16 protein-coding genes are annotated in these 18,908 nt (G+C 61.5%); 7 read left to right on the top strand and 9 right to left on the bottom strand.

Annotation, left to right across the window (positions count from 1 at the left end; translation table 11 throughout):
- Window positions 1-56 precede the first annotated feature (56 nt).
- The 4 genes from ASG47_RS12185 to ASG47_RS12170 form a co-directional block, all read right to left on the bottom strand.
- The gene (locus ASG47_RS12185) at window positions 57-731 is read right to left on the bottom strand and encodes an ROK family protein (RefSeq protein WP_061909365.1); all 675 of its coding nucleotides are present in this window, start codon (window positions 729-731) and stop codon (window positions 57-59) included.
- A gap of 2 nt (window positions 732-733) precedes the next feature.
- Window positions 734-2,110 carry a glucose-6-phosphate dehydrogenase gene (gene zwf, locus ASG47_RS12180; protein WP_061909363.1) on the bottom strand — a complete coding sequence of 459 codons (1,377 nt, stop codon included), beginning with the start codon at window positions 2,108-2,110 and terminating at the stop codon, window positions 734-736.
- A 10-nt stretch (window positions 2,111-2,120) separates the two neighbouring features.
- Entirely contained in the window at window positions 2,121-3,122 is a 1,002-nt protein-coding gene (gene gnd / locus ASG47_RS12175) for a phosphogluconate dehydrogenase (NAD(+)-dependent, decarboxylating) (protein WP_061909361.1), read from the bottom strand.
- Between the two features lie 178 nt (window positions 3,123-3,300).
- Complete coding sequence (locus tag ASG47_RS12170) at window positions 3,301-5,700, bottom strand: methyl-accepting chemotaxis protein (protein ID WP_061909359.1); 2,400 nt, start codon at window positions 5,698-5,700, stop codon at window positions 3,301-3,303.
- Window positions 5,701-5,955: 255 nt separating this feature from the next.
- On the opposite strand from ASG47_RS12170, the gene ASG47_RS12165 reads away from it, so the two are divergent.
- Window positions 5,956-6,165 carry a hypothetical protein gene (locus ASG47_RS12165; protein ID WP_061909357.1) on the top strand — a complete coding sequence of 70 codons (210 nt, stop codon included), beginning with the start codon at window positions 5,956-5,958 and terminating at the stop codon, window positions 6,163-6,165.
- Window positions 6,166-6,235: 70 nt separating this feature from the next.
- On the opposite strand, the gene ASG47_RS12160 is transcribed toward ASG47_RS12165, so the two are convergent.
- Together ASG47_RS12160 and ASG47_RS12155 are read right to left on the bottom strand one after the other, a co-directional pair.
- Complete coding sequence (locus ASG47_RS12160) at window positions 6,236-6,634, bottom strand: VOC family protein (protein ID WP_061909355.1); 399 nt, start codon at window positions 6,632-6,634, stop codon at window positions 6,236-6,238.
- A gap of 67 nt (window positions 6,635-6,701) precedes the next feature.
- The gene (locus ASG47_RS12155; RefSeq protein WP_061909353.1) at window positions 6,702-7,913 is read right to left on the bottom strand and encodes an ROK family protein; all 1,212 of its coding nucleotides are present in this window, start codon (window positions 7,911-7,913) and stop codon (window positions 6,702-6,704) included.
- 269 nt (window positions 7,914-8,182) lie between these two features.
- Between ASG47_RS12155 and ASG47_RS12150 the strand changes: the two genes are divergently transcribed.
- The 6 genes from ASG47_RS12150 to ASG47_RS12125 all read left to right on the top strand — a co-directional run bounded on the left by ASG47_RS12150 (window position 8,183) and on the right by ASG47_RS12125 (window position 15,035).
- Complete coding sequence (locus ASG47_RS12150) at window positions 8,183-10,090, top strand: ABC transporter substrate-binding protein (protein WP_156464084.1); 1,908 nt, start codon at window positions 8,183-8,185, stop codon at window positions 10,088-10,090.
- Window positions 10,091-10,269: 179 nt separating this feature from the next.
- On the top strand, window positions 10,270-11,256 hold the full coding sequence (locus ASG47_RS12145) for an ABC transporter permease (RefSeq protein ID WP_061909350.1): 987 nt from the start codon (window positions 10,270-10,272) through the stop codon (window positions 11,254-11,256).
- A 10-nt stretch (window positions 11,257-11,266) separates the two neighbouring features.
- Entirely contained in the window at window positions 11,267-12,397 is a 1,131-nt protein-coding gene (locus ASG47_RS12140; RefSeq protein WP_061909348.1) for an ABC transporter permease, read from the top strand.
- Between the two features lie 4 nt (window positions 12,398-12,401).
- The gene (locus ASG47_RS12135) at window positions 12,402-13,439 is read left to right on the top strand and encodes an ABC transporter ATP-binding protein (protein WP_244487090.1); all 1,038 of its coding nucleotides are present in this window, start codon (window positions 12,402-12,404) and stop codon (window positions 13,437-13,439) included.
- Window positions 13,432-14,484: an ABC transporter ATP-binding protein gene (locus ASG47_RS12130; protein ID WP_061909345.1), complete on the top strand. Its 1,053-nt coding sequence runs from the start codon at window positions 13,432-13,434 to the stop codon at window positions 14,482-14,484. Before ASG47_RS12135 ends, ASG47_RS12130 begins: the two co-directional genes overlap by 8 nt.
- Window positions 14,481-15,035, top strand: a complete 555-nt coding sequence (locus ASG47_RS12125; protein WP_061909343.1) for an HAD family hydrolase — start codon at window positions 14,481-14,483, stop codon at window positions 15,033-15,035. The genes ASG47_RS12130 and ASG47_RS12125 overlap by 4 nt, the downstream gene beginning before the upstream one ends.
- Window positions 15,036-15,086: 51 nt before the next feature.
- Here the strand turns inward: ASG47_RS12125 and nudC are convergent, their stop codons facing one another.
- From nudC to ASG47_RS12110, 3 genes are all read right to left on the bottom strand, one after another.
- A complete protein-coding gene (gene nudC / locus ASG47_RS12120) occupies window positions 15,087-16,046 on the bottom strand; it encodes an NAD(+) diphosphatase (RefSeq protein WP_200940915.1) in 960 nt (319 codons plus the stop codon).
- 74 nt (window positions 16,047-16,120) lie between these two features.
- Complete coding sequence (locus ASG47_RS12115) at window positions 16,121-16,684, bottom strand: hypothetical protein (protein WP_061909339.1); 564 nt, start codon at window positions 16,682-16,684, stop codon at window positions 16,121-16,123.
- A gap of 166 nt (window positions 16,685-16,850) precedes the next feature.
- The gene (locus tag ASG47_RS12110; protein ID WP_082511718.1) at window positions 16,851-18,833 is read right to left on the bottom strand and encodes a glycoside hydrolase 43 family protein; all 1,983 of its coding nucleotides are present in this window, start codon (window positions 18,831-18,833) and stop codon (window positions 16,851-16,853) included.
- Between the last annotated feature and the right edge of the window lie 75 nt (window positions 18,834-18,908).

The raw sequence follows: 18,908 nt of genomic DNA, 5'->3' as shown, positions 1-18,908 counted from the left end.
GGCTTTCGCCGGGGTGACAGCGAGTGGTTGGGCCGACGCCGGTCGCGTGAACCCCCTCAAACCACCAGCTTCTCATCCGTCCAAAGTGAGAACCCGCCCTTGAACGCATTGGCATTATCCCCCCGCCTTGCCTTGGGCGGCAGATCGTCGAGCGCATCCACATTGCCGCCGCCGATCACCACATAGTCCGGCTGCAGCGCCGCCGTCAGCGTTTCGACCGCCTCGAACACATGGTGCTTCCACTTCTTGCACCCGCGCTTTTCAAGGCTCGCTTCGCCGAGATAGTCTTCATAGGTCCGGCCCTTTTTATAGGGCAGGTGCGCCAGTTCCATCGGTTGCGCCACGTGCTCGACCAGCATCGCCGCCCCAAGCCCGGTGCCGAGGCCCAAAAATAGCATCCGCCCGCCGTCATAGCAGCCGATCGCCTGCATCAGCGCATCATTGATGATCCGCACCGGCTTGCCGAAGCGCTTTTCGAAGTCGAACCCGACCCAGCCCGGCGCGAGATTATGCGGCTCGGCCAGGATCTTGTTGTGCACCACCGGCCCGGGATAGCCCATGGCGATCACGTCGAAGTCGAGCCCTTCCCACAGCGTCTGCAAATCCGTTGCCATGGTCTCGGCATTCATCGTCGGACCCGACGCGACCTTGCGCACCTGGCCCCCAGTATTAGCCATGATCTTGACGTGCGAGCCGCCGATATCGACGGCAAGAACCTTTTTATCTGCCATGATCAAGCCTCCGGATCCACCCAGCCGCCGGGCGGTTCAAACCCCTTCATCGCGGCCTTCGGTCCCCAGGTGCGCGGCTTGTAGCGCGCCGGTGCCTCGGGATCGTCGAGGATGGGGTCGAAAATCCGCCACGCCAGCTCTGCCGCATCCTGCCGCGTAAAAAGCTGACGCTTGCCCGCCATGGCGTCCCCGATCAGCCTCTCATAGGGCATCATGTCGTCGGTCGTATCATCGAGCGCGGTCAGTTCCACCGCCTCGCCGACCATATCCCCGCCCGCTTTCTTGCGCCGCACGCCGATCCCCGTCACCACCTCCGGCCCAAGCCGGAAGCGGACATAGTTTGCCTGATCCTTGGGAAAACCATCGAAAACAGCAATCGGCGGCCTTCGGAAGCGCACGATCACCTCGGTCACCTTGACCGGCAGTTCCTTGCCCGCGCGGATATAGAAGGGCACGCCTTCCCAGCGCCAGGTATCGACGGCAAAGCGCAGCGCCGCGAATGTTTCGCGCGCGGATTTCGGCGCCACGCCCGGCTCGTCGAGATAGCCGTCGAACTGCCCGCGCACCACGTCCTCTTTCTTGAGCGGCCGAATGGCCTTCAAGACCTGCACTTTCTCATCGCTGAGATCATCGGATTCGCCATTGACCGGCGGCTCGACCGCGAGCAGCAGCAGGACATTGAGCAGGTGGTTCTGCACCACATCGCGAATGGCGCCGACCTCGTCATAGAATTTGCCGCGGCCCTTGATGCCGAAATCTTCGGCCATCGTGACCTGGACACTCTCGACATAATTGCGGTTCCAGATCGGCTCGATGAACGCATTGGCGAAGCGGATATAAAGCAGGTTCTGGATCGCCTCCTTGCCGAGGAAATGGTCGATGCGAAACACCGCATCTTCCTCGAACACCTTGTGCAGCGTCGCGTTGAGCGCCTGCGCCGTGGCAAGGTCCCGGCCGAATGGTTTTTCCACCATCAGCCGCGCCCCCTTGGCGATCCCCGCCGCCTCCAGCCCATCAGCCACGGTGCCGAACAGCGATGGTGGGATGGCCAGATAATAGAGCGGATGCTTGTGCGTCCCCAAGGCCGCGCGCAGCTTTTCGAAGGTCGCGGCCTGCTTATAGTCCCCCGATACATAATGCATCAGGCCCATCAGCTTGCCGAACACCGCCTCGTCCACCGTGCCGAATTGCTTGGTCACGGCATCGCGTGCCCGCTCCGACAACTGCTCCTCTGTCCAATCGTCGAGCGCCACCCCGACCACCGGCTTATCGAGATGCCCCCGCCGCACCATCTGGTAGAGCGAGGGCAGGATCATCTTGTGGGCGAGATCGCCCGTCACGCCGAAAACGACGAGCGCATCCGAGGAAGTCCTGCGCATATTGCCCCCCTCAGTGCTTTTCGCTGTGGCCGCCAAAGGCGTAGCGCATGGCCGAGATCAGCTTGTTGGAATATTCGTCGGCATCGCGCGAGGCAAAGCGCCCAAAGAGCGCCGAGGACAAAACCGGCGCCGGCACCCCGGTCTCGACCGCCGCCCGCAGCGTCCAGCGGCCTTCCCCAGAATCCGAAACCTTGCCGCCAAAATTGGTCAATTCCGGATCGGTCTTCAGCGTCGACGCGGTCAGGTCGAGCAACCACGAACTGATGACGCTTGCATGCCGCCAGACTTCGGCGACCCCGCCGACATCGATATCGAACTGATAATATTGCGGATCATGGAGCGGCGCCGTCTCGGCATCGGCCGCCCGCGCTTCGCTCCCCGCATCGGCGGCCTTCAAGATATTGAGCCCCTCGGCATAGGCCGCCATCAGCCCATATTCGATGCCATTGTGCACCATCTTGACGAAGTGCCCCGCGCCGCTCGCCCCGCAATGCAGATACCCCAGCGGCGCCGTATCGCCCGATCCGGCCTCGGCGCCATTTCCGTCCTTGCCCGGCGCAAGCGAAGCAAAGATCGGCTCGAGCCGGTCAAAACTTTCCTTCGGCCCGCCGATCATCAGGCAATAGCCGCGCTCGAGGCCCCAGACCCCGCCGCTCGTGCCGACGTCGACAAAGCTGATATTCTGCGCCGCAAACTCGCGCGCCAGATCCACCGCATCGCGATAATAGGAATTGCCGCCATCGATGATCGCGTCGCCCGGCTGCAAATGACCCGCCACTTCCCGTGCCACCTTGCCGGTAATTGCAGCCGGCAGCATCAGCCAGACCGCGCGCGGCGCCTGGAGCTTGCCGATCATCTCTTCCATGGAGCTGGCGCCAACCGCGCCTTCCTTGACCAGCGCCGCGACATTGTCCGGGCTGACGTCGAAGACGACGCATTCGTGCCCGGCCTTGATCAGCCGCCGCACCATATTGGCGCCCATGCGCCCCAGCCCCACCATAGCGATTTGCATTGCATGCTCCCGTGTCGCCGGCGGCACCCCCGCCGCCGTTGACCCTACAACGCATGGCAAGAGATTTGGGCACCCCCAAAGCGGAACATTGCATATTTTTAATGGGCGGCCTTCTGCACAAAAAGAAAGGGGCCAACCCGCGGCTGGCCCCTGTCAATTTTGGTCTGCAGTGGAGGTCTTAGAACTCCGACCAGTCCTGCGCGAGCGCGGCATTGCCCTGCACCTGATATTTTGCCGCCGTCGCCGCCTTGGCCGCAGGCCGGGCTGGAGCGCGCTCCGGGGCGCGCTGCTCCATGTGGCTGATGCGGAAGACGTCGACCACATGGTCAAGTTCGCTGGCCTGCGCTTCGGTCTGTTCGATCGAGGCGTTGATCTCCTCGACAAGCGCGGCATTATGCTGGGTCATTTCGTCCATCTGCCGCACGGCGGTGGAAACTTCCTCGATGGCCGAAGCCTGTTCGCGGCTGCCGCGGGCAATGGCGTTGAGGAGCGAACTGTTTTCCTGCACGGCTTCGAGCATGGAAACCAGTCGATCGGCTGCATTGGCGACGAGTCGCGAGCCGGCCGACACTTCCACCGTGCTCTGCTCGATCAATTGCTTGACGTCCGACGATGCCTGCGCCGCGCTCTGTGCCAGACGCCGCACTTCGACGGCGACCACGGCAAAGCCCTTGCCCGCTTCCCCAGCGCGCGCCGCTTCCACAGAAGCGTTGAGCGCCAGGAGATTGGTCTGGAAGGCAATGTCATCGATCATGCCGATGATGTTGGAAATCTTGGCCGAAGACTGCGTAATCCGGTCCATCGCGCCATTGGCATCGTTCATCAGGCTACCGCCTTCTTCGGCCGAGCGCGAGACGTCCTCGGCTTTCTTCGAAGCGGTTTCGGCCTGGCTCGCATTGTCGATGACGGTGCGGGCCAATTGCTCCATGGCGGCCGAGGTTTGTTCGATCGTTGCCGCCTGCTTGGTGGTGCGGTCGCTGAGATCGTTGGCGCCCGAGAGGATTTCGGCCGTTGCCGTGCGCAGAGAGCGCGACGTGCCGCGCAATTGCCCGACGACATCGGTCAGACGATCGGCGACCGCATTGGTGTCGTTCTTCAGTTTGGCAAAGGCACCGCTGTAATTGCCCTGGATACGCTGCGTCAGGTCGGTATCGGCCAGTGCCGCCAGAACCTTGCCGGTTTCATCGAGCCCCGCATCGACCGTTTCAACCAGCGTGTTGACGCCATGCGCCAGCGCATTGAGCTCGGCATCGGGGAATTCGGAATTCACCCGGCGCGAGAAATCGCCCGCGATGGCGGCGTCGACGACATTGCCGAAAGCCGATTGCAGCTCGGCCATCATCTCGGCGCGCTCGTCGCGATCGCGGATGACGCGTACGGCTTCGGCTTCGGTCATCGCCGCGACCTTGAGGCCATTGTCACGGAACACATCGACCGAGCGAGACAGGGTGCCGATCTCGTCCTTGCGCGTCATATACGGCACGGTGAGATCATAATTGCCTTTGGCCATGGTTTCGACGGTTGCGCCGAGCTTGCCGAGCGGCCGGCCGACAAGGCGCAGCATCAAGACGAAGACGATGGCGATAGCGGCAATGATGCAAAGGGCCGAGAGCCCAATGATGGCCCAGCGCGCTTCCGATACGGCCGCGCTCAGCGTCGCCTGCGGCACGAGCGAGACGACGCTCCAGCGGTCCTGCGTACCGCCTGCGGCAAAGCTCACCGCCATATAGCGCCAGGGGGCGCCATCGGAGCCGGCCGCTTCGGTTTCGACATAGTCGGTGCTGGCGAGAGATTTTTGCACGAGTTGCGCCAGCGGATTGTCGGCAGGCAGCGTCTTGCCCACTAGGCTTGCGTCGGGATGCGCCACGACGATGCCGGTTGCCGAAACCAGCGCCACATTGCCGGTATCGAAGGGCCGCATTTGCGAGAGTTCGGCATTGATCGAGCCGAGCGAGAGATCGATGCCGGCGGTGCCGACATAGGCGCCACCGACCTTGATCGGCACACCAAAGGAGGTGATCAGGATTTCCTGGCCGCCCACCACATAGGGATAGGGTTCGATGGCTACGGCGCGATCGAGCGATTTTGGCAGCAAGGCATAGTCGCCAGCGCCGGGTGTGTCATAGCCGGTCAGCATTTCCTGAACGATGGTGCCGCTGCCGCGCTGCCAATAGGGCACGAAACGGCCCGTCGCGTCCCATGGGGCTTGCCCAGCAAATTCGGCATCGCGGCCATCGAGCGCCTGCGGCTGCCAGGCCGACCAGGTGGCGAGCAGTTCCGGATTGGCCGCGAGCATTGCCTGCAGCACACCGTCATAGGCGGCGCGGTCGGTAATGCCGGTGGTTTTCATCGCGGCTGTCGTCGTCGCAATATCGACGGCGGTCTGTTCCGCCAGAACGAGATCGCGGGAAACCTTCTCGGAGAGCGAGCGTGTCGTTTCTGCCTGCAGCGCCGTCGTCTGCTTTTCCACGGAGGTGCCGATATGCTGCACGAGGAAACTCATGCCGACACAGAAAACGAGGGCGATGACGACACCCGCGAACAGGGATACGCGGATGGGCAGGGAATTGAGACGCACGACTCCTCCTCGACGCCTCGTATGCTCACCAAGACGTGAGGCGCACGGCCCGAGAATCTCATCGTCACGGTATATTTCCCGTTAACTTGGGATATTCCCCTAGCGCATTTTCCGTAGGGCACACCCGGCGCGGGAACCAGAAGTGATCGAGCCCGTTAACCTCTCATAGACGATGACTGATCAGATTGGTCATCGGCCCAAAGGCCCCGGCGACTCGTCGTCACCGGGGCGCTTTGCGTGTCGGGGGAAGAATTCATGCAATACCGCGTTGTCGATGCTCGAGGCGAAACGGTCCAGGCCGAACATTTCGTCGATGCTTCAACCCCTGAGGCTGCTGCAAAAAGCGCCTTCGGAATGGATCTGGTCCGCAGTGGCCGTATTCGCGACCTCGTCGCCCGTATCTATTGGCAGCCTCCGGGATCTGCCAAGAACATGGTCCGTCTTTATTCGAAGACAGCCTATTGAGCGCATAGCTTACCACTCAGTCTCTCAAACAATCCCCGCGAAAGCGGGGATTTCTTTTTCGTGGCGTGGTTCAGTGTGTTTCGGACTGTCCGATCGCCCAGGTTACGCCGAAGGGATCGCGGAGCTGGCCGTAGATATCGCCCCAGAATTCCTTCTTGAGCGGCTGCACGACGAGGCATCCCGCGCCGACGGCCCGGTCCCACCAGGCCTGCGCGTCCTCGACATGAATGTGTAGGTTGAACGCCTGCGGCGGCACGGGCGGAAAGCCATAATCGGGAAAGAAATCCGAGAGGTAGATCGAGGTGCCGTTGATGGCGATCTCGGCATGCATCAACCGGTCGCTGCCTTCGGCCGGCATCGTCTGCTTCACCTCGCCGGCAAAGGCTTTTTCGTAAAATTCGAGCGCGCGTTTGGCGCCGTCGACATTGATATAGGGCGTGACACCCGTCGGTGGGCGAACATCGGCCATGCGAAATCCTCCTCAGCGCATATGCGACCTAATGAGGATAGACCAATGCCAAAGAAACGAGAAGCCGTCAGGCGCGCGGATGGGCGCCGAACATCTGCTCGAGCATGTGTTGATGGGAAAATTCCACGGCCCCCAGCAGCCCCGCGCGGCCACCGCTTTGGCTGCGCACGATCTCGATTGGCCGCATCCAGGCTTTTTCGACGCGTGTCCTGACCCGCTCGATCAGTTCGGGCCGTGAGCCGATACTCCCACCAAGTACGATCACGTCGGGATCGATCAGCGCCAGAACGGTCAATGCTGCTCGCGCGACATGTTCGGCCGTGGTGTCGAGCGTCGAGAGGGCAGGGCCATTGCCTGCTGCCGCCATCTCGAAGATATCGCGAACGACATGGCTGGCATCGCCGCCTGCCGCTGTGTAGAAACGCCGGATACCGGCTTCGCCCACCCGTTCCTCAAGCCCCGGCACGCCGCGGTTCTCGATGGTCCAAAGCGGCATATAGCCCATTTCGCCGGCGCCGCCATGCGCACCGCGCAACAGCTTGCCGTTGATGACGAGTGCGCCGCCAATGCCGGTGCCGAGGGCGATGAAGGCGACATTGCCCCGATCCCTTGCGCTGCCATGCCCGACTTCCGCAAGAAGCGCGAGATTGACGTCATTGTCGATCAAGACATCGACGCCGAGGGCTTCACGCAAGGCGGCCGGAAAATCCCCGTCCTCAAGGCCCGCGAGGTTATCGGCAAGGCTCAGCACATTTGTGTCCGGCTGCACGGCTGCGGGAACGCCAATCCCTGCCGCCCGCAAGCGATAGCGTGGCACTTGCGCCTTTTCGCAGAGAGCGTCGACCATGGAAGACAACTGCCCGACAAGACCGGCGAGGCCCGTCCGGACGGTCGGCTCGGTCAGTTCTGCGAGGATGACGCCCCGGAGGTCGGCGATCGCGCCGGCAACCTTAGTGCCGCCCACATCGAAACCGACATTCAGGGCAGCGTCAGTGCGCAGAGCGTAGGAGAGCTGCGACCGTCCGGGCGTGCCGCCAAGGGCGCCTTTGACCTCGACCAGACCCCGCGTTTCGAGTGTCGCGAGCAGTTCGGAAACGGCGAGGCGGGAGAGGCCGACCCTCTGAGCCAGGGCAGGCCGCTGCAGCGGTTCGCCAAGCATCATGGCTTCCACGAGGAGCCGTAAGTAACCAGCTTGTGAATTTTTTCGCGCTGAGAGGGGCACGCGGCGCGGTGTCATCGCATCGTCATTAAGGCGCTGATTTTGCGTCGCTTCTTCCATTCAGCCCTCCGACAGGTTCACCCTGCTGCCCCGGAAAATTCAGCTCCGAGAGTAGTCATGCAATTTTTTTCATATTGCATGGATCAATTTGCGAAGCATAGAGTGTCTTCGTAACAGCATGAAATCTGCCGTTTAGACAAGAGATTTATGCATACGGTGGACGACTAGGGAACGACCCAAGCGCAAGTAATGAAAATTTTTCATCGCGCTTGAGTTTGGTGTTGATTCACATCCGGTGCCATGGAGAGGCCCGGCTGATGGAGGGGAGAATGATGAAGTCAAAGACATGGATCGCTCGTATTGCGCTTGTGGCTCTGTCCGCAACGGCCATGAGCAGCGCGGCCTGGGCCTTCCAGGAATCGCCGATGCTGACGGAGATGGTCGAGGCCGGCAGTCTGCCGCCCGTCGACGAGCGCCTCCCGAAGACGCCGACCGTCGTCAACGCTCTTGAAGTCGGCCAGTTTGGTGGCACCTGGCATCGTGCCTATAGCGGTCCGGGCGATCGCTGGGGTCCGACCAAGCTCATGGAAGAGCGCGTTCTCAAGTGGGCTGCCGGTCCCGATGGCACGGCGCAACTGACCAACGGCTATATCGAGAGCTATTCGGTCAACGAAGATTCCACCGAATTCACCTTCACGCTGCTCGATGGCCTCAAATGGTCCGATGGCGAGCCGGCGACCACCGAAGACGTGAAATTCTGGTATGAGGACGTCTTCCTCAATCCCAAGATCATCGGCACGATCGACCCAACCTTCTCGCCCGGCGGCAAGCCGCTGGAAGTCGAGATCAAGGACGAGCGCACCTTCACGGTCAAGTTCGCTCAGCCCTACGTCTATTTCCTCCAGATCCTCGCCAAGGATTCGACCGGCGAGCCGAGCCTTGATCGCCCGAGCTTCATGTTCCCGAAGCACTATCTCAGCCAGTTCAACGACAAATATGCGAGCGAAGAAGACCTCGCCGCCGCCGCCACCAAATTCGGCGTTGCCAGCTGGACCGACCTCTGGGGCTCCAAGGGCAGCGCCACCGCCTGGTGGGCCAATCCTGACCTGCCGGTCCTGACCGCCTGGAAGATCGAGACGCCGGCCCCGGCCGAAAACGTCACCATGGTCCGCAACCCCTATTATTGGGCCGTTGATCAGGAGGGCAACCAGCTCCCCTATATCGACCGCATCAATCACCGCCTCTACCAGGATCCGCAGAGCCTCGCGCTCATGGTGGCCCAGGGTCAGATCGACGCCCAGGACCGCGGCATGTCCGAGCCCTACGATTTCTACAAGGAAAACGAAGAGCGCGGGAATTACCACCTTGTCCCCTGGCTCGGCTCAGGCGTCTGGTCGCTGGTCCCGAACCTCAACACCACCGACGAAGTGCTCCACGAAATCTATGCCGACAAGCGCGTCCGTCAGGCGCTCTCGGTCGGCCTTGATCGCGAACTCATCATCGAATTGACTCAGTCCGGTCTTGCCAAGCCGATCCAGGCCGCGCCGGTCAATGGCTCGCCCTATTATCAGGAAGACCTTCAGAACCACTGGACCGAATACGATCCGGACCTCGCCGATCAGTTGCTCGATGAAGCCGGGCTCGACCAGCGCGATGCCGAAGGCTTCCGCCTCCGCCCCGATGGCAAGCGCTTCAGCATTGTCGTCCAGGGTGGCGACGCGGCTCTTGCCAAGCAGCTCGAATTGATCGCGGAAAGCTATGCCGAGATCGGCGTCGAGATCCTGCCGCGCGTCATCGATCGCACGCAGCTCGACAACAACCGGACGAACAACGATTTCGATATGCAATATATCGTCTTCGATCGTCTGACCTATGTCCCGGCCGATCCGCGCATCATGATGGGTTCGGAAAGCTACGCCAACCAGTCCTATGTCTGGTACAGCACCGAGGGCGAAAGCGGCATTGCGCCGCCCGAAGGCAGCGATTTCCAGAAGATCTACGACCTCTGGGACAAGGCCTCGAGCGCCCCGAGCGTCGAAGAAGCCGATACCTCGATGAACGAGCTGATCCGCACCTTCGTCGAAAACGGCTATGTCATCGGCGTCCATGGCGAAGGCACAACGGTGAATGTCGTGTCCAACAAGATGCACAATGTGCAGCCGGACCTGATCATGGACGACATCTTCCGCGAAGTCGGTCTCTCCCGCACGCAGCAATACTGGCTCGAGCAGGACTAAGCCCCCCCGTGCCGGCCGCGCTTCCTCCCGACGCGGCCGGCGCTCTTTCCCCAAGCGGAAAAGACTGCCCGCATCGCCTTGATTTGGCCGGCCCCCGTTCGGCGCCGCGATGCACCAACTAAAAGTGAGAGCGCGCGATCCCGCCCCACCGGATCGGCGTTCGCTCCCGGAGACAGGTCATGGTCGCCTTTATTCTTCGGCGGTTGCTTCTGGCGATCCCGATGCTGCTCTTCATCTCGTTCATTTCCTTCGTCATCATCCAGCTGCCGCCGGGTGATTACGTCACCGCCTATGTCGCCCAGCTCCGCCAGGGCGGGGAATATATTTCGGCCGTGCAGGAAGCCGCCATGCGCGAGCGCCTCGGCCTCAACGATCCCATGCTCGTCCAATATTGGCGCTGGATCACGGCGATCATCTTCCGTGGCGATTTCGGCTATTCGCTCGATTGGAATGCCCCGGTTTCAAGCCTGATCTGGGATCGCCTCGCGATAACCCTCGCGCTTTCGACCGCCAGCCTCATCATCACCTGGCTCATCGCCATTCCCGTCGGCGTTTATTCGGCCACGCGCCAATATTCGGTACTCGATTATGTCTTCACCGTCTTCGGTTTCCTCGGCAAGGGCACGCCAGATTTCCTCCTCGCGCTGATCCTGATGTGGATCGCCTTTGTCTATATGCAGCTCGATGTCGGCGGGCTCTTCTCCTCGCAATATCAGAATGCGCCCTGGTCCTGGGGCAAGCTGATCGACCTCCTGCAGCATCTGTGGATTCCGCTCGTCGTCCTCGGCACGGGCGGCGCCGCCGGCCTCATCCGCGTCATGCGCGCCAATATGCTCGACGAATTGGGCAAGCCCTATGTCGAGACCGCCTATGCGCAGGGCCTGTCCGAGCGTCAGGTGGTCTGGGGCTATCCGGTGCGCGTTGCGCTTAACCCCTTCATTTCGACAGTCGGCTGGGCGCTGCCGGCACTCTTTTCGGGCGATGTCATCACCGCCATCGTTCTCAACCTGCCCACCACCGGACCGCTGCTCCTCCAGGCGCTCAAGATGCAGGACATGTATCTTGCCGGCAGCTTCATTCTCATCCTCAGCGTCTTCACCGTCATCGGCACGCTGATCTCCGACATTCTCCTGGCGTGGTTCGATCCGCGCATCCGCTACGCGTGAGGAGCAGGCCATGACAGAGCAAACTCTTGCCGCCGAACCGATCAATGCCAAGAAGGAAGATCTCTATTCCGCCAAACCCTGGCAGCTGATCTGGCGTCGCTTCTCCAAGCACATCCTTGCCGTTATCTCGCTGTGGTTCCTGCTGATCCTCGCTTTCTGCGCCATCTTTGCCGAGTTCGTCGCACCCTATGAACCGTTCAAGGTCGAGCGCCTCCGCACCATGGCGCCGCCCACCGGCATCCATCTCTTCCACGAAGGCCAGTTCGTCGGCCCCTTCGTTTATGCCATGGAGCGCACCCGCGATCCGGAAACGACGCGCGTCAGCTATGAGCCCGATACCAGCGAACCGCTCCCGATCCGGCTTTTCGTTGCCAGCAGTGATTATTCGTTCTTTGGCCTCTTCAAGACCGATATCCATCTCTTCGGCGTGGAAGGCGGCCGCCGCGACCAGATCAATCTTATGGGCACTGACGATCTCGGCCGCGATGTCTTTTCGCGACTGATCCATGGTGCGCGTGTCTCGCTCTCGGCCGGTCTTGTCGGCGTGGCCTTTGCCTTCGTCCTTGGCCTGACGCTGGGTTCGATCTCGGGCTATTTTGGCGGCTGGATCGATGGCGCCATTCAGCGCCTGATGGAGCTCATCCGCTCCATCCCGACCATTCCGCTCTGGATGGGCCTTGCGGCGGCGCTTCCCGTCGTCTGGGATCCGCTCATCGTCTATGTGCTCATCACCTTCATTCTGGCGCTGATCGGCTGGACCTATCTCGCCCGCGTCGTGCGCGGCCAGTTCCTGGCGCTTCGCAATGAAGATTATGTGCTTGCCGCCCGCCTCTCCGGCGCCAGCGAATATCGCATTATCACCAAGCACATGCTGCCCTCGATGACGTCCTACATCATCGCGGCGCTCACCCTTGCCGTGCCGGAAATGATCCTTGGCGAAACCGCGCTGAGCTTCCTGGGCCTCGGCCTTCGGCCGCCCGTCGTTTCCTGGGGCGTGTTGCTGCAGGATGCGCAGAATCTGCGCTCGATTTCCCTTGCGCCTTGGCTGCTTGCGCCAGGCGGCGCCGTCGTCCTCACCGTCCTCGCCTTCAATTTCCTCGGCGATGGTCTGCGCGATGCGGCCGATCCCTATGGGCAATAAGACCATGACTAATCAAAACATGCCCCCCGAGCGTCTGCTCGAGCTCGATGATGTTCACGTCCACTTTCCCCTCCGCGAAGGCTTGGTAAAGGCCGTCAACGGCGTCTCCTATCACGTCAACAAGGGCGAGGTTCTCGGCATTGTCGGCGAGTCTGGTTCGGGCAAGTCGATCACCGCCCGCGCCATCATGCGCCTCCTGCCCAAGCGTGCCGCAGCGCCCGAAGGCGGTATCACCTTCCGCCCGCGCAATGGCGAAACCTACGAACTCTCCGCGCTCGGCCGCAATAGCCGCGCCATGCGCCAGGTTCGTGGCCAGCATATCGGCATGATCTTCCAGGAGCCTATGACGGCCCTGTCGCCAGTCCACACGATCGGCGCGCAGATCATGCGCACGGTCCAGCTCCATATGGGGCTCAACCGCAAGGCGGCGCGTGAACGGGCCATCGAACTGCTGGCCAAGGTGCAGATGCCGCGGCCCAATCAGCTCGTTGATGCCTTCCCGCATCAGCTTTCGGGCGGCATGCGCCAGCGCGCCATGATTGCGCTCGCCATCTCCTGCAATCCGAGCCTCTTAATCGCCGACGAGCCGACGACCGCTCTCGACGTGACCACCGAAGCGCAGATCCTTGAACTCCTCAAGGAATTGCAGTCCGAAATGGGCATGGCGATCATCTTCATCACCCACAATTTCGGCGTAGTCGCCGACATCGCCGACAGGGTTTCGGTGATGTATCTGGGCAAGATCGTCGAGACGGCCACCGTCGACGACATCTTTTACGCGGCTAAGCACCCCTATACCCAGGCGCTCTTGCGCTCCATTCCGCGTCTCGGCGTCGATCAGGGTCGTCGCCTGCCGACCATCCCCGGCATGGTGCCCGATCCGTTCAGCGTGCCGCCCGGCTGCGCCTTCAATCCGCGCTGCACCCATGCGGTCGCGGGCATCTGCGATACGCAGGTGCCCCCCGAAAAAATCTTTGGCTCGCAAATGTCGCGTTGCCACTTTGCCGATCAGTTCGTTGCCGCGGAGGCCGCCCATGTCTGAGCTTCCGATCCCTAACCATGCAAGCCTGCCCGATGACGTTCTCTTCTCCGTCCGCGGCCTCAAGAAGTATTTTCCCATCCAGGCCGGCTGGCTCAAGAAGCACGTCGGCGACGTCAAAGCGATCGACGATGTCTCGCTCGATATCAAGAAGGGCGAAACGCTCGGCCTTGTGGGCGAAAGCGGCTCGGGCAAATCCACCGTTGCCCGCCTTATGCTCCGCGCCTATGACCTGACCGACGGCCAGATCCTGTTCCGCCGATCCAATAACGAAATCGTCGATCTCTCAAAGCTCACCGACCGCGAAATGCGGCCGCTGCGCGCCGAGATGCAGATGATCTTTCAAGATCCATATTCTTCGCTCAATCCGCGCATGACCCTCCTTGAACTGGTCGGCGAGCCCATGGTCATCCATGGCGTCGGCAATGCCGGTGAAATCAAGGATCGCGTGGCCGAACTTTTGAAGGTCGTGGGCCTCCGCCCCGAATTCATCAATCGCTACCCCCATGCCTTTTCCGGCGGCCAGCGCCAACGCATCGGCATCGCCCGCGCACTTGCACTTAATCCGAGCTTCATCGCCGCCGACGAAGCGGTCTCGGCTCTCGACGTCTCGGTCGCCGCCCAAAACATCAATCTTCTGCAGGATCTGCAGGAGCAGTTCGGCCTCACCTATCTTTTCATCACCCACGATCTCGGCATGGTCGAACACATCGCCGATCGCGTCGGCGTCATGTATCTTGGCCGCTTGATGGAAGTCGCGCCGACCGAGCTATTGTTCTCAAAACCACTCCACCCCTACACCGAAGCCCTCATGGCCGCGGTCCCTCAGCCCGATCCGCGCGGCAATCGGACCCGAAAACGCGTGCCGCTCAAGGGTGAAATCGCCAACGCTGCCAATCCGCCCTCTGGCTGCAGCTTCCATCCCCGCTGCCCCTATGCCCAGGCCAAGTGCAGCGCCGAAGTCCCCGCCCTCCGCACCGTCGCCGGCGGCCGTCAGGTCCGCTGCCACTTTGCCGAAGAGCTCTCGCTTGTTGGGGCGGTGGCGTGAGCCGGTTCAAGGCCATTTTCCTCGATTGCGGCGATACGCTTATCGACGAGCGTACCGAGGAAAAGCTCCCAGATAGCGAAGTCGTCATCCGCGCCGATCTTATTCCCGGCGCCAAGGAGATGATGGATAGTTTGAAGGCCGCCGGCCACAAGCTGATCCTCGTCGCCGACGGACCGCGCCAGACCTTCGTCAACATGCTGACCCATCATGGTCTCTGGGATCATTTCGACGCGCGCATCATTTCCGAGGATGTCGGCGTCCACAAACCCGACGCCCGCATGTTCGATGCCGCGCTCGCCGCTGCCGGTCTCACACGCGACGACACCTGGCGCACCGTCATGGTTGGCAACAATCTCTCGCGCGACATCTGCGGCGCCAATGCTCTGGGGATCACGTCCATCTTCATGGCCTGGTCGACCCTTCGAACGCACGAGCCCGCCAATCCGTCCGAAGTGCCCGATTATCGCATCGAGTCACCCGCGGAACTGCCCGGCCTCCTCGAAAAGATCGAGGCTTTAACGAAATACCCCGTTCCCTTCGCTCAACGTTAGCGGAATGCTACCCTTTGGCAGCCTCAGCGTGCCCAATGGCGCTGCAAAAGATCAGTTGCCCCAATAGGCGGGATCGAGCAGCCGATCATTAGCCCAGGCCTCGATAAGCGCACCCGCAATGGCGCCATTGCGCGGCCGCGAAATAAATTCATGTGTCCCATCAAGGATTTGCATGACGTCTGTCTTGCTGACCCATCGCGCATCGGCAAGTTCGAGCGGATCGATCGTAATTTCCTCGCTTGTCGCCTCCCCATAGCACCCAAACATCAGCGACATCGGGAACGGCCAGGGCTGCGAAGCGACGTAGCGGACAGGTCCGACCGTGATCCGGCTTTCCTCGTAAACCTCTCTGCGGACTGCACTTTCTATCGTTTCGCCCGGTTCGACAAAGCCCGCGAGAAGCGAATACATGCCTTCGGGCCAACTCGGGCCACGACCGAGGAGAATTTTATTGCCCCGCGTGATGGCCATGATCACCACAGGGTCGGTCCTCGGAAAATGCTGCGTCCCACACTGGGGACATTTTCGAACCCAGCCAGCACTTTCGACCACGGATTGAGTGGCGCAATTGGCGCAGAAGCGGTGCGATCCATGCCATCCGATCAGCGCGCGACCGGTGGCGATCATCTCTCCGTCGAGCGGGGATAGATTGGGCATCAAGCCCCGAATCTCGGCAAACCGCGCCTCTGGCCAGGCGGGGTGCACCTGCTGGCTTTGATCAACAAATTCACCAATCGTCGCAGCATCTTCGAGCGGTACCCAGAGCGCAAGGTCGGTCGCGAAGCGCGGTCCATCCTCGGTGAGCCCAAGAAAGATGCCGGGTTCGCGCGCGTCGCTCAGCGCCGGATGGTCGAGCATCGACAGAACGGGCCTATCATCTTGGCTCGTCAGCAGTTTTCCGCGCCACAGGACCAGCGTGCGCGCACTCGCGTCTTGCCTGATATCGTCCGAGCCGCGCAGATGAGCGGCGCGATCCAGGGCGCCCGAGATAAAGGAAAAATGTTGGGTCACGGCATGGTCCTCTCGACGGGGATCCATACCATCACACACAGGCCGCTTCGCCCAGCCGCAATAACGCGATGCGCTCAGCTATTGGCGCTGGCGTAAAGCATTTCGGCCTGGCGAGCAGACCGGGACATCGGACCATCCTCACGGACAGGCGCATTGCCGTTGCGGTTGAGGCCGTCGATGAGCGCGGCCACGCGGGCGCTGGCCCGGTAGGGCAAATAGCTCATGATCGTCAATGCGATAGCGATCAGCGTCATGGTGCCAAAAGTCGGGTCGTCGAAATAGGCAATGCCGCCGAGCAGCAAGGCTGCAAGGAGGAAAATCAAAGTGAAGATCAACTGGCGACTCTTGCGAGCGTGCCACATGTCCTGATCCGCCACGCGATAGCCTTCGCCCTCGATATGGGCGCCAACGACGACCATGCTGCGACCAAGGCGGCTAAGCAGGTAACGCCCGGTGCGGCCGGGCTGCAGGAATGGGGCAAGCGCCGAATCCACCATCACGTTATGGACGATCTTGCCGTCCGTGAATTTGATGGTCGGGAGGGGAGAAATGCCCTTGCGCGCTTCAGAGGGAGAGAGGGACTCGATCTCGCCAAAATGCTCTAGGTAGTCGGCACCATCCGTGATGCGCTGGTTCATTGTTACCTCCTGGTAATGGGGCAACAATAGGCCGCGTCCGTGAAGAGAGGCGCCGAAGAAAGGATTGCATTTTAGGCAAGTATCGGAGGTTGTTTACTTTAATTGCTGGCGCCAGCGATCCCAATCTGCCTCCCCCTGAAGGGGGAGGAGTAGGGTGGTGGAAGTTTCAGCCTGTGACAAACCTGAAGCGCGTGCCGTCTCTTCCGTCCGGGGTTGGGCCAGGACTGTCGGCACGGACGCGGCCATCGGAGTGGATTCGAAGGAAGCGGTTGGTGGCGATGGACATGAGGATAACTTCGCCAGTTGGGGTTTCCATCCACTGCCAATGGGTGGCGGAGCCAGTAACTCCGCCCACGGTGACCACACCGCCCGCCGTGACGGAGAGCGGACCGTCCTCATGATGGAGAATGACCCGGCCGAGTTCGCCCGATTCGACGCGCAGGTCCATGGGTGGGCCGCCAACGACAGTGCCTAGATCGGCAGTAAAGCCGCTGGTGGGTGCATTGGCCAAGACGAGCGCACCGCGCTGACCGGCAGGGATTGGCTCCATCAGGCCGCGCGGGTGTGGTTCACCGATATCGATGCGATCGAAATCGGCATGGCCGCCTGGTTGGCCTAGTTCGTTATAGGCGAAGAGCGCGTAGCGGATGCCCTGGAAGGTCTTGAGCTGGAAGATCATGATCATCCGCTCGCCCAGATTTTCGAATTTCTGACCGTCTGAGGAGAAGCTGAATTGGGCCTCTTCGGTCAGGAAGTCACAGGCGACGCGGAGTTGGACGATTGGGCCGGTGGCTGGAGCGGTCAGGGTCTTCCCGGTTTGATAGTCGAAGAGGCGGATTTCGTAGCCGGCTTCGGTGCGGGCGAGGCCAATCCAGCGCCAGGGCATGCCCAGGAGGGCGAGGCCGGCAGCGTCGCCCGGTTTGAGATTTGTGCCATCAACGCTTGCAGTGGCGGTAGAAATTGGTCCGACAGCGCGCTGGGTCAGGGAGTTCGTCGCCCACCAGAAGTTTTCAGCGGGGAGGGTCTTGAGGCGCAGATGCCCCGGCCGCTCGGTCAGCGACCAGTTCTCGGAGACGGGCACGTGGTTCCACTGCCAAAGCGGGTTGAGGGTCTCCGTATCGAAATCGTCGCTGCGCTGCGGCCAGGGAACGGATGGCTGCGAGGCCTTCTCGACGTTGGGCTTGGCCCAAGTGCGCGGAGTGCGGCCGAGATTGCCGGGCAGACCGAAATAGGGCCAGCCTTCGTGCCAGGTGATGGGAGAGAGCGCAGTGAGGCGGCCGAGGGAATTGTAGTCCATCATCGACCAAGCCCACCATTCGCCACCCGGCGTGTCAACGATGCCACCCTGATGAAGGTTGAGGCGGCCATTCTGAGCCGGGTTGGGCGGCACGATTTCGAATGGCGGCTCAAGGGTAAAAGGAATGCCGGCGCCCTTGATCTTGTAGCCTTCCATGAGGCCGAAATCTTCGTCGATGGAAATGGCGGGGTTGATCTCCCAGGGCCCGTCGATGTGGTCGGCGCGGGCGCAGGGCATGCGCATGGGGCCGGCGAACCAGGCGCTGGTGATGATGTATTTGCCGTCGACCTTATAGAAATGTGCGCCTTCGCCCATCAAGCTATCGGGCGGTGTCAGGTCGCGCTCGGTGCCGGGGATGACGCGATGAAGCGTCTCGTCGAGTTCGGCGATTTTCAGATTGCGATAGCCCCAGACGACATAGGACCGGCCATCGTCATCGAAGAACACCGCGAGATCGTGGTAATTGTATTCAGCCTCCGTATGGGTCCATGGACCGCGCGGATCGGTGGCGGTAAAAATCTGGGTCTTCTGCTTGTTGACGTTGGAGAAGATATAAAAGGTGCCGTCGCGATAGCGGATGCAGGGCGCCCAGATACCCTGGCCATAGATTTCGCCGCCGTCGAGCCGGAATTCGGGGCCGAGATCGAGTGTTTCCAGCGCGTAGCCGAGGAGTGTCCAATTGACGAGATCGGTCGAGTGGAGCACCGGCAGACCAGGCATGGTGTGCATGGTAGTGCCGGTCATATAGAAATCCTCGCCGACCCGAATGATGTCGGGATCGGAGAATTCTTCATAGAACAGCGGATTGGTGAACGTGCCGTCGCCGTTATCGGCGGTCCAAGTTTTTTGCATTGATCTGCCCGTGTTGGCCGCGCCCAGGGCAGGGCCGGCAGCAACCGCTCCTCCAGCGGCCGTTCCTATCGTAAC

This window comes from Devosia sp. Leaf420 (assembly GCF_001425445.1).
Classification (GTDB): Bacteria; Pseudomonadota; Alphaproteobacteria; order Rhizobiales; family Devosiaceae; genus Devosia.
Note: the sequence above shows the minus strand (reverse complement) of the source record. Positions and strands in the feature narration are given on the sequence as shown.

What these genes read in the sequence shown, in the direction of transcription:
- ASG47_RS12115 (WP_061909339.1), bottom strand. Translation starts at nt 16,684, where the DNA reads ATGAACCAGCGCATCACGGATGGTGCCGACTACCTAGAGCATTTTGGC.
- ASG47_RS12150 (WP_156464084.1), top strand. Translation starts at nt 8,183, where the DNA reads ATGATGAAGTCAAAGACATGGATCGCTCGTATTGCGCTTGTGGCTCTG.
- ASG47_RS12110 (WP_082511718.1), bottom strand. Translation starts at nt 18,833, where the DNA reads ATGCAAAAAACTTGGACCGCCGATAACGGCGACGGCACGTTCACCAAT.
- ASG47_RS12165 (WP_061909357.1), top strand. Translation starts at nt 5,956, where the DNA reads ATGCAATACCGCGTTGTCGATGCTCGAGGCGAAACGGTCCAGGCCGAA.
- zwf (WP_061909363.1), bottom strand. Translation starts at nt 2,110, where the DNA reads ATGCGCAGGACTTCCTCGGATGCGCTCGTCGTTTTCGGCGTGACGGGC.
- gnd (WP_061909361.1), bottom strand. Translation starts at nt 3,122, where the DNA reads ATGCAAATCGCTATGGTGGGGCTGGGGCGCATGGGCGCCAATATGGTG.
- ASG47_RS12155 (WP_061909353.1), bottom strand. Translation starts at nt 7,913, where the DNA reads ATGGAAGAAGCGACGCAAAATCAGCGCCTTAATGACGATGCGATGACA.
- ASG47_RS12185 (WP_061909365.1), bottom strand. Translation starts at nt 731, where the DNA reads ATGGCAGATAAAAAGGTTCTTGCCGTCGATATCGGCGGCTCGCACGTC.
- ASG47_RS12130 (WP_061909345.1), top strand. Translation starts at nt 13,432, where the DNA reads ATGTCTGAGCTTCCGATCCCTAACCATGCAAGCCTGCCCGATGACGTT.
- ASG47_RS12145 (WP_061909350.1), top strand. Translation starts at nt 10,270, where the DNA reads ATGGTCGCCTTTATTCTTCGGCGGTTGCTTCTGGCGATCCCGATGCTG.
- ASG47_RS12160 (WP_061909355.1), bottom strand. Translation starts at nt 6,634, where the DNA reads ATGGCCGATGTTCGCCCACCGACGGGTGTCACGCCCTATATCAATGTC.
- ASG47_RS12135 (WP_244487090.1), top strand. Translation starts at nt 12,402, where the DNA reads ATGACTAATCAAAACATGCCCCCCGAGCGTCTGCTCGAGCTCGATGAT.
- ASG47_RS12140 (WP_061909348.1), top strand. Translation starts at nt 11,267, where the DNA reads ATGACAGAGCAAACTCTTGCCGCCGAACCGATCAATGCCAAGAAGGAA.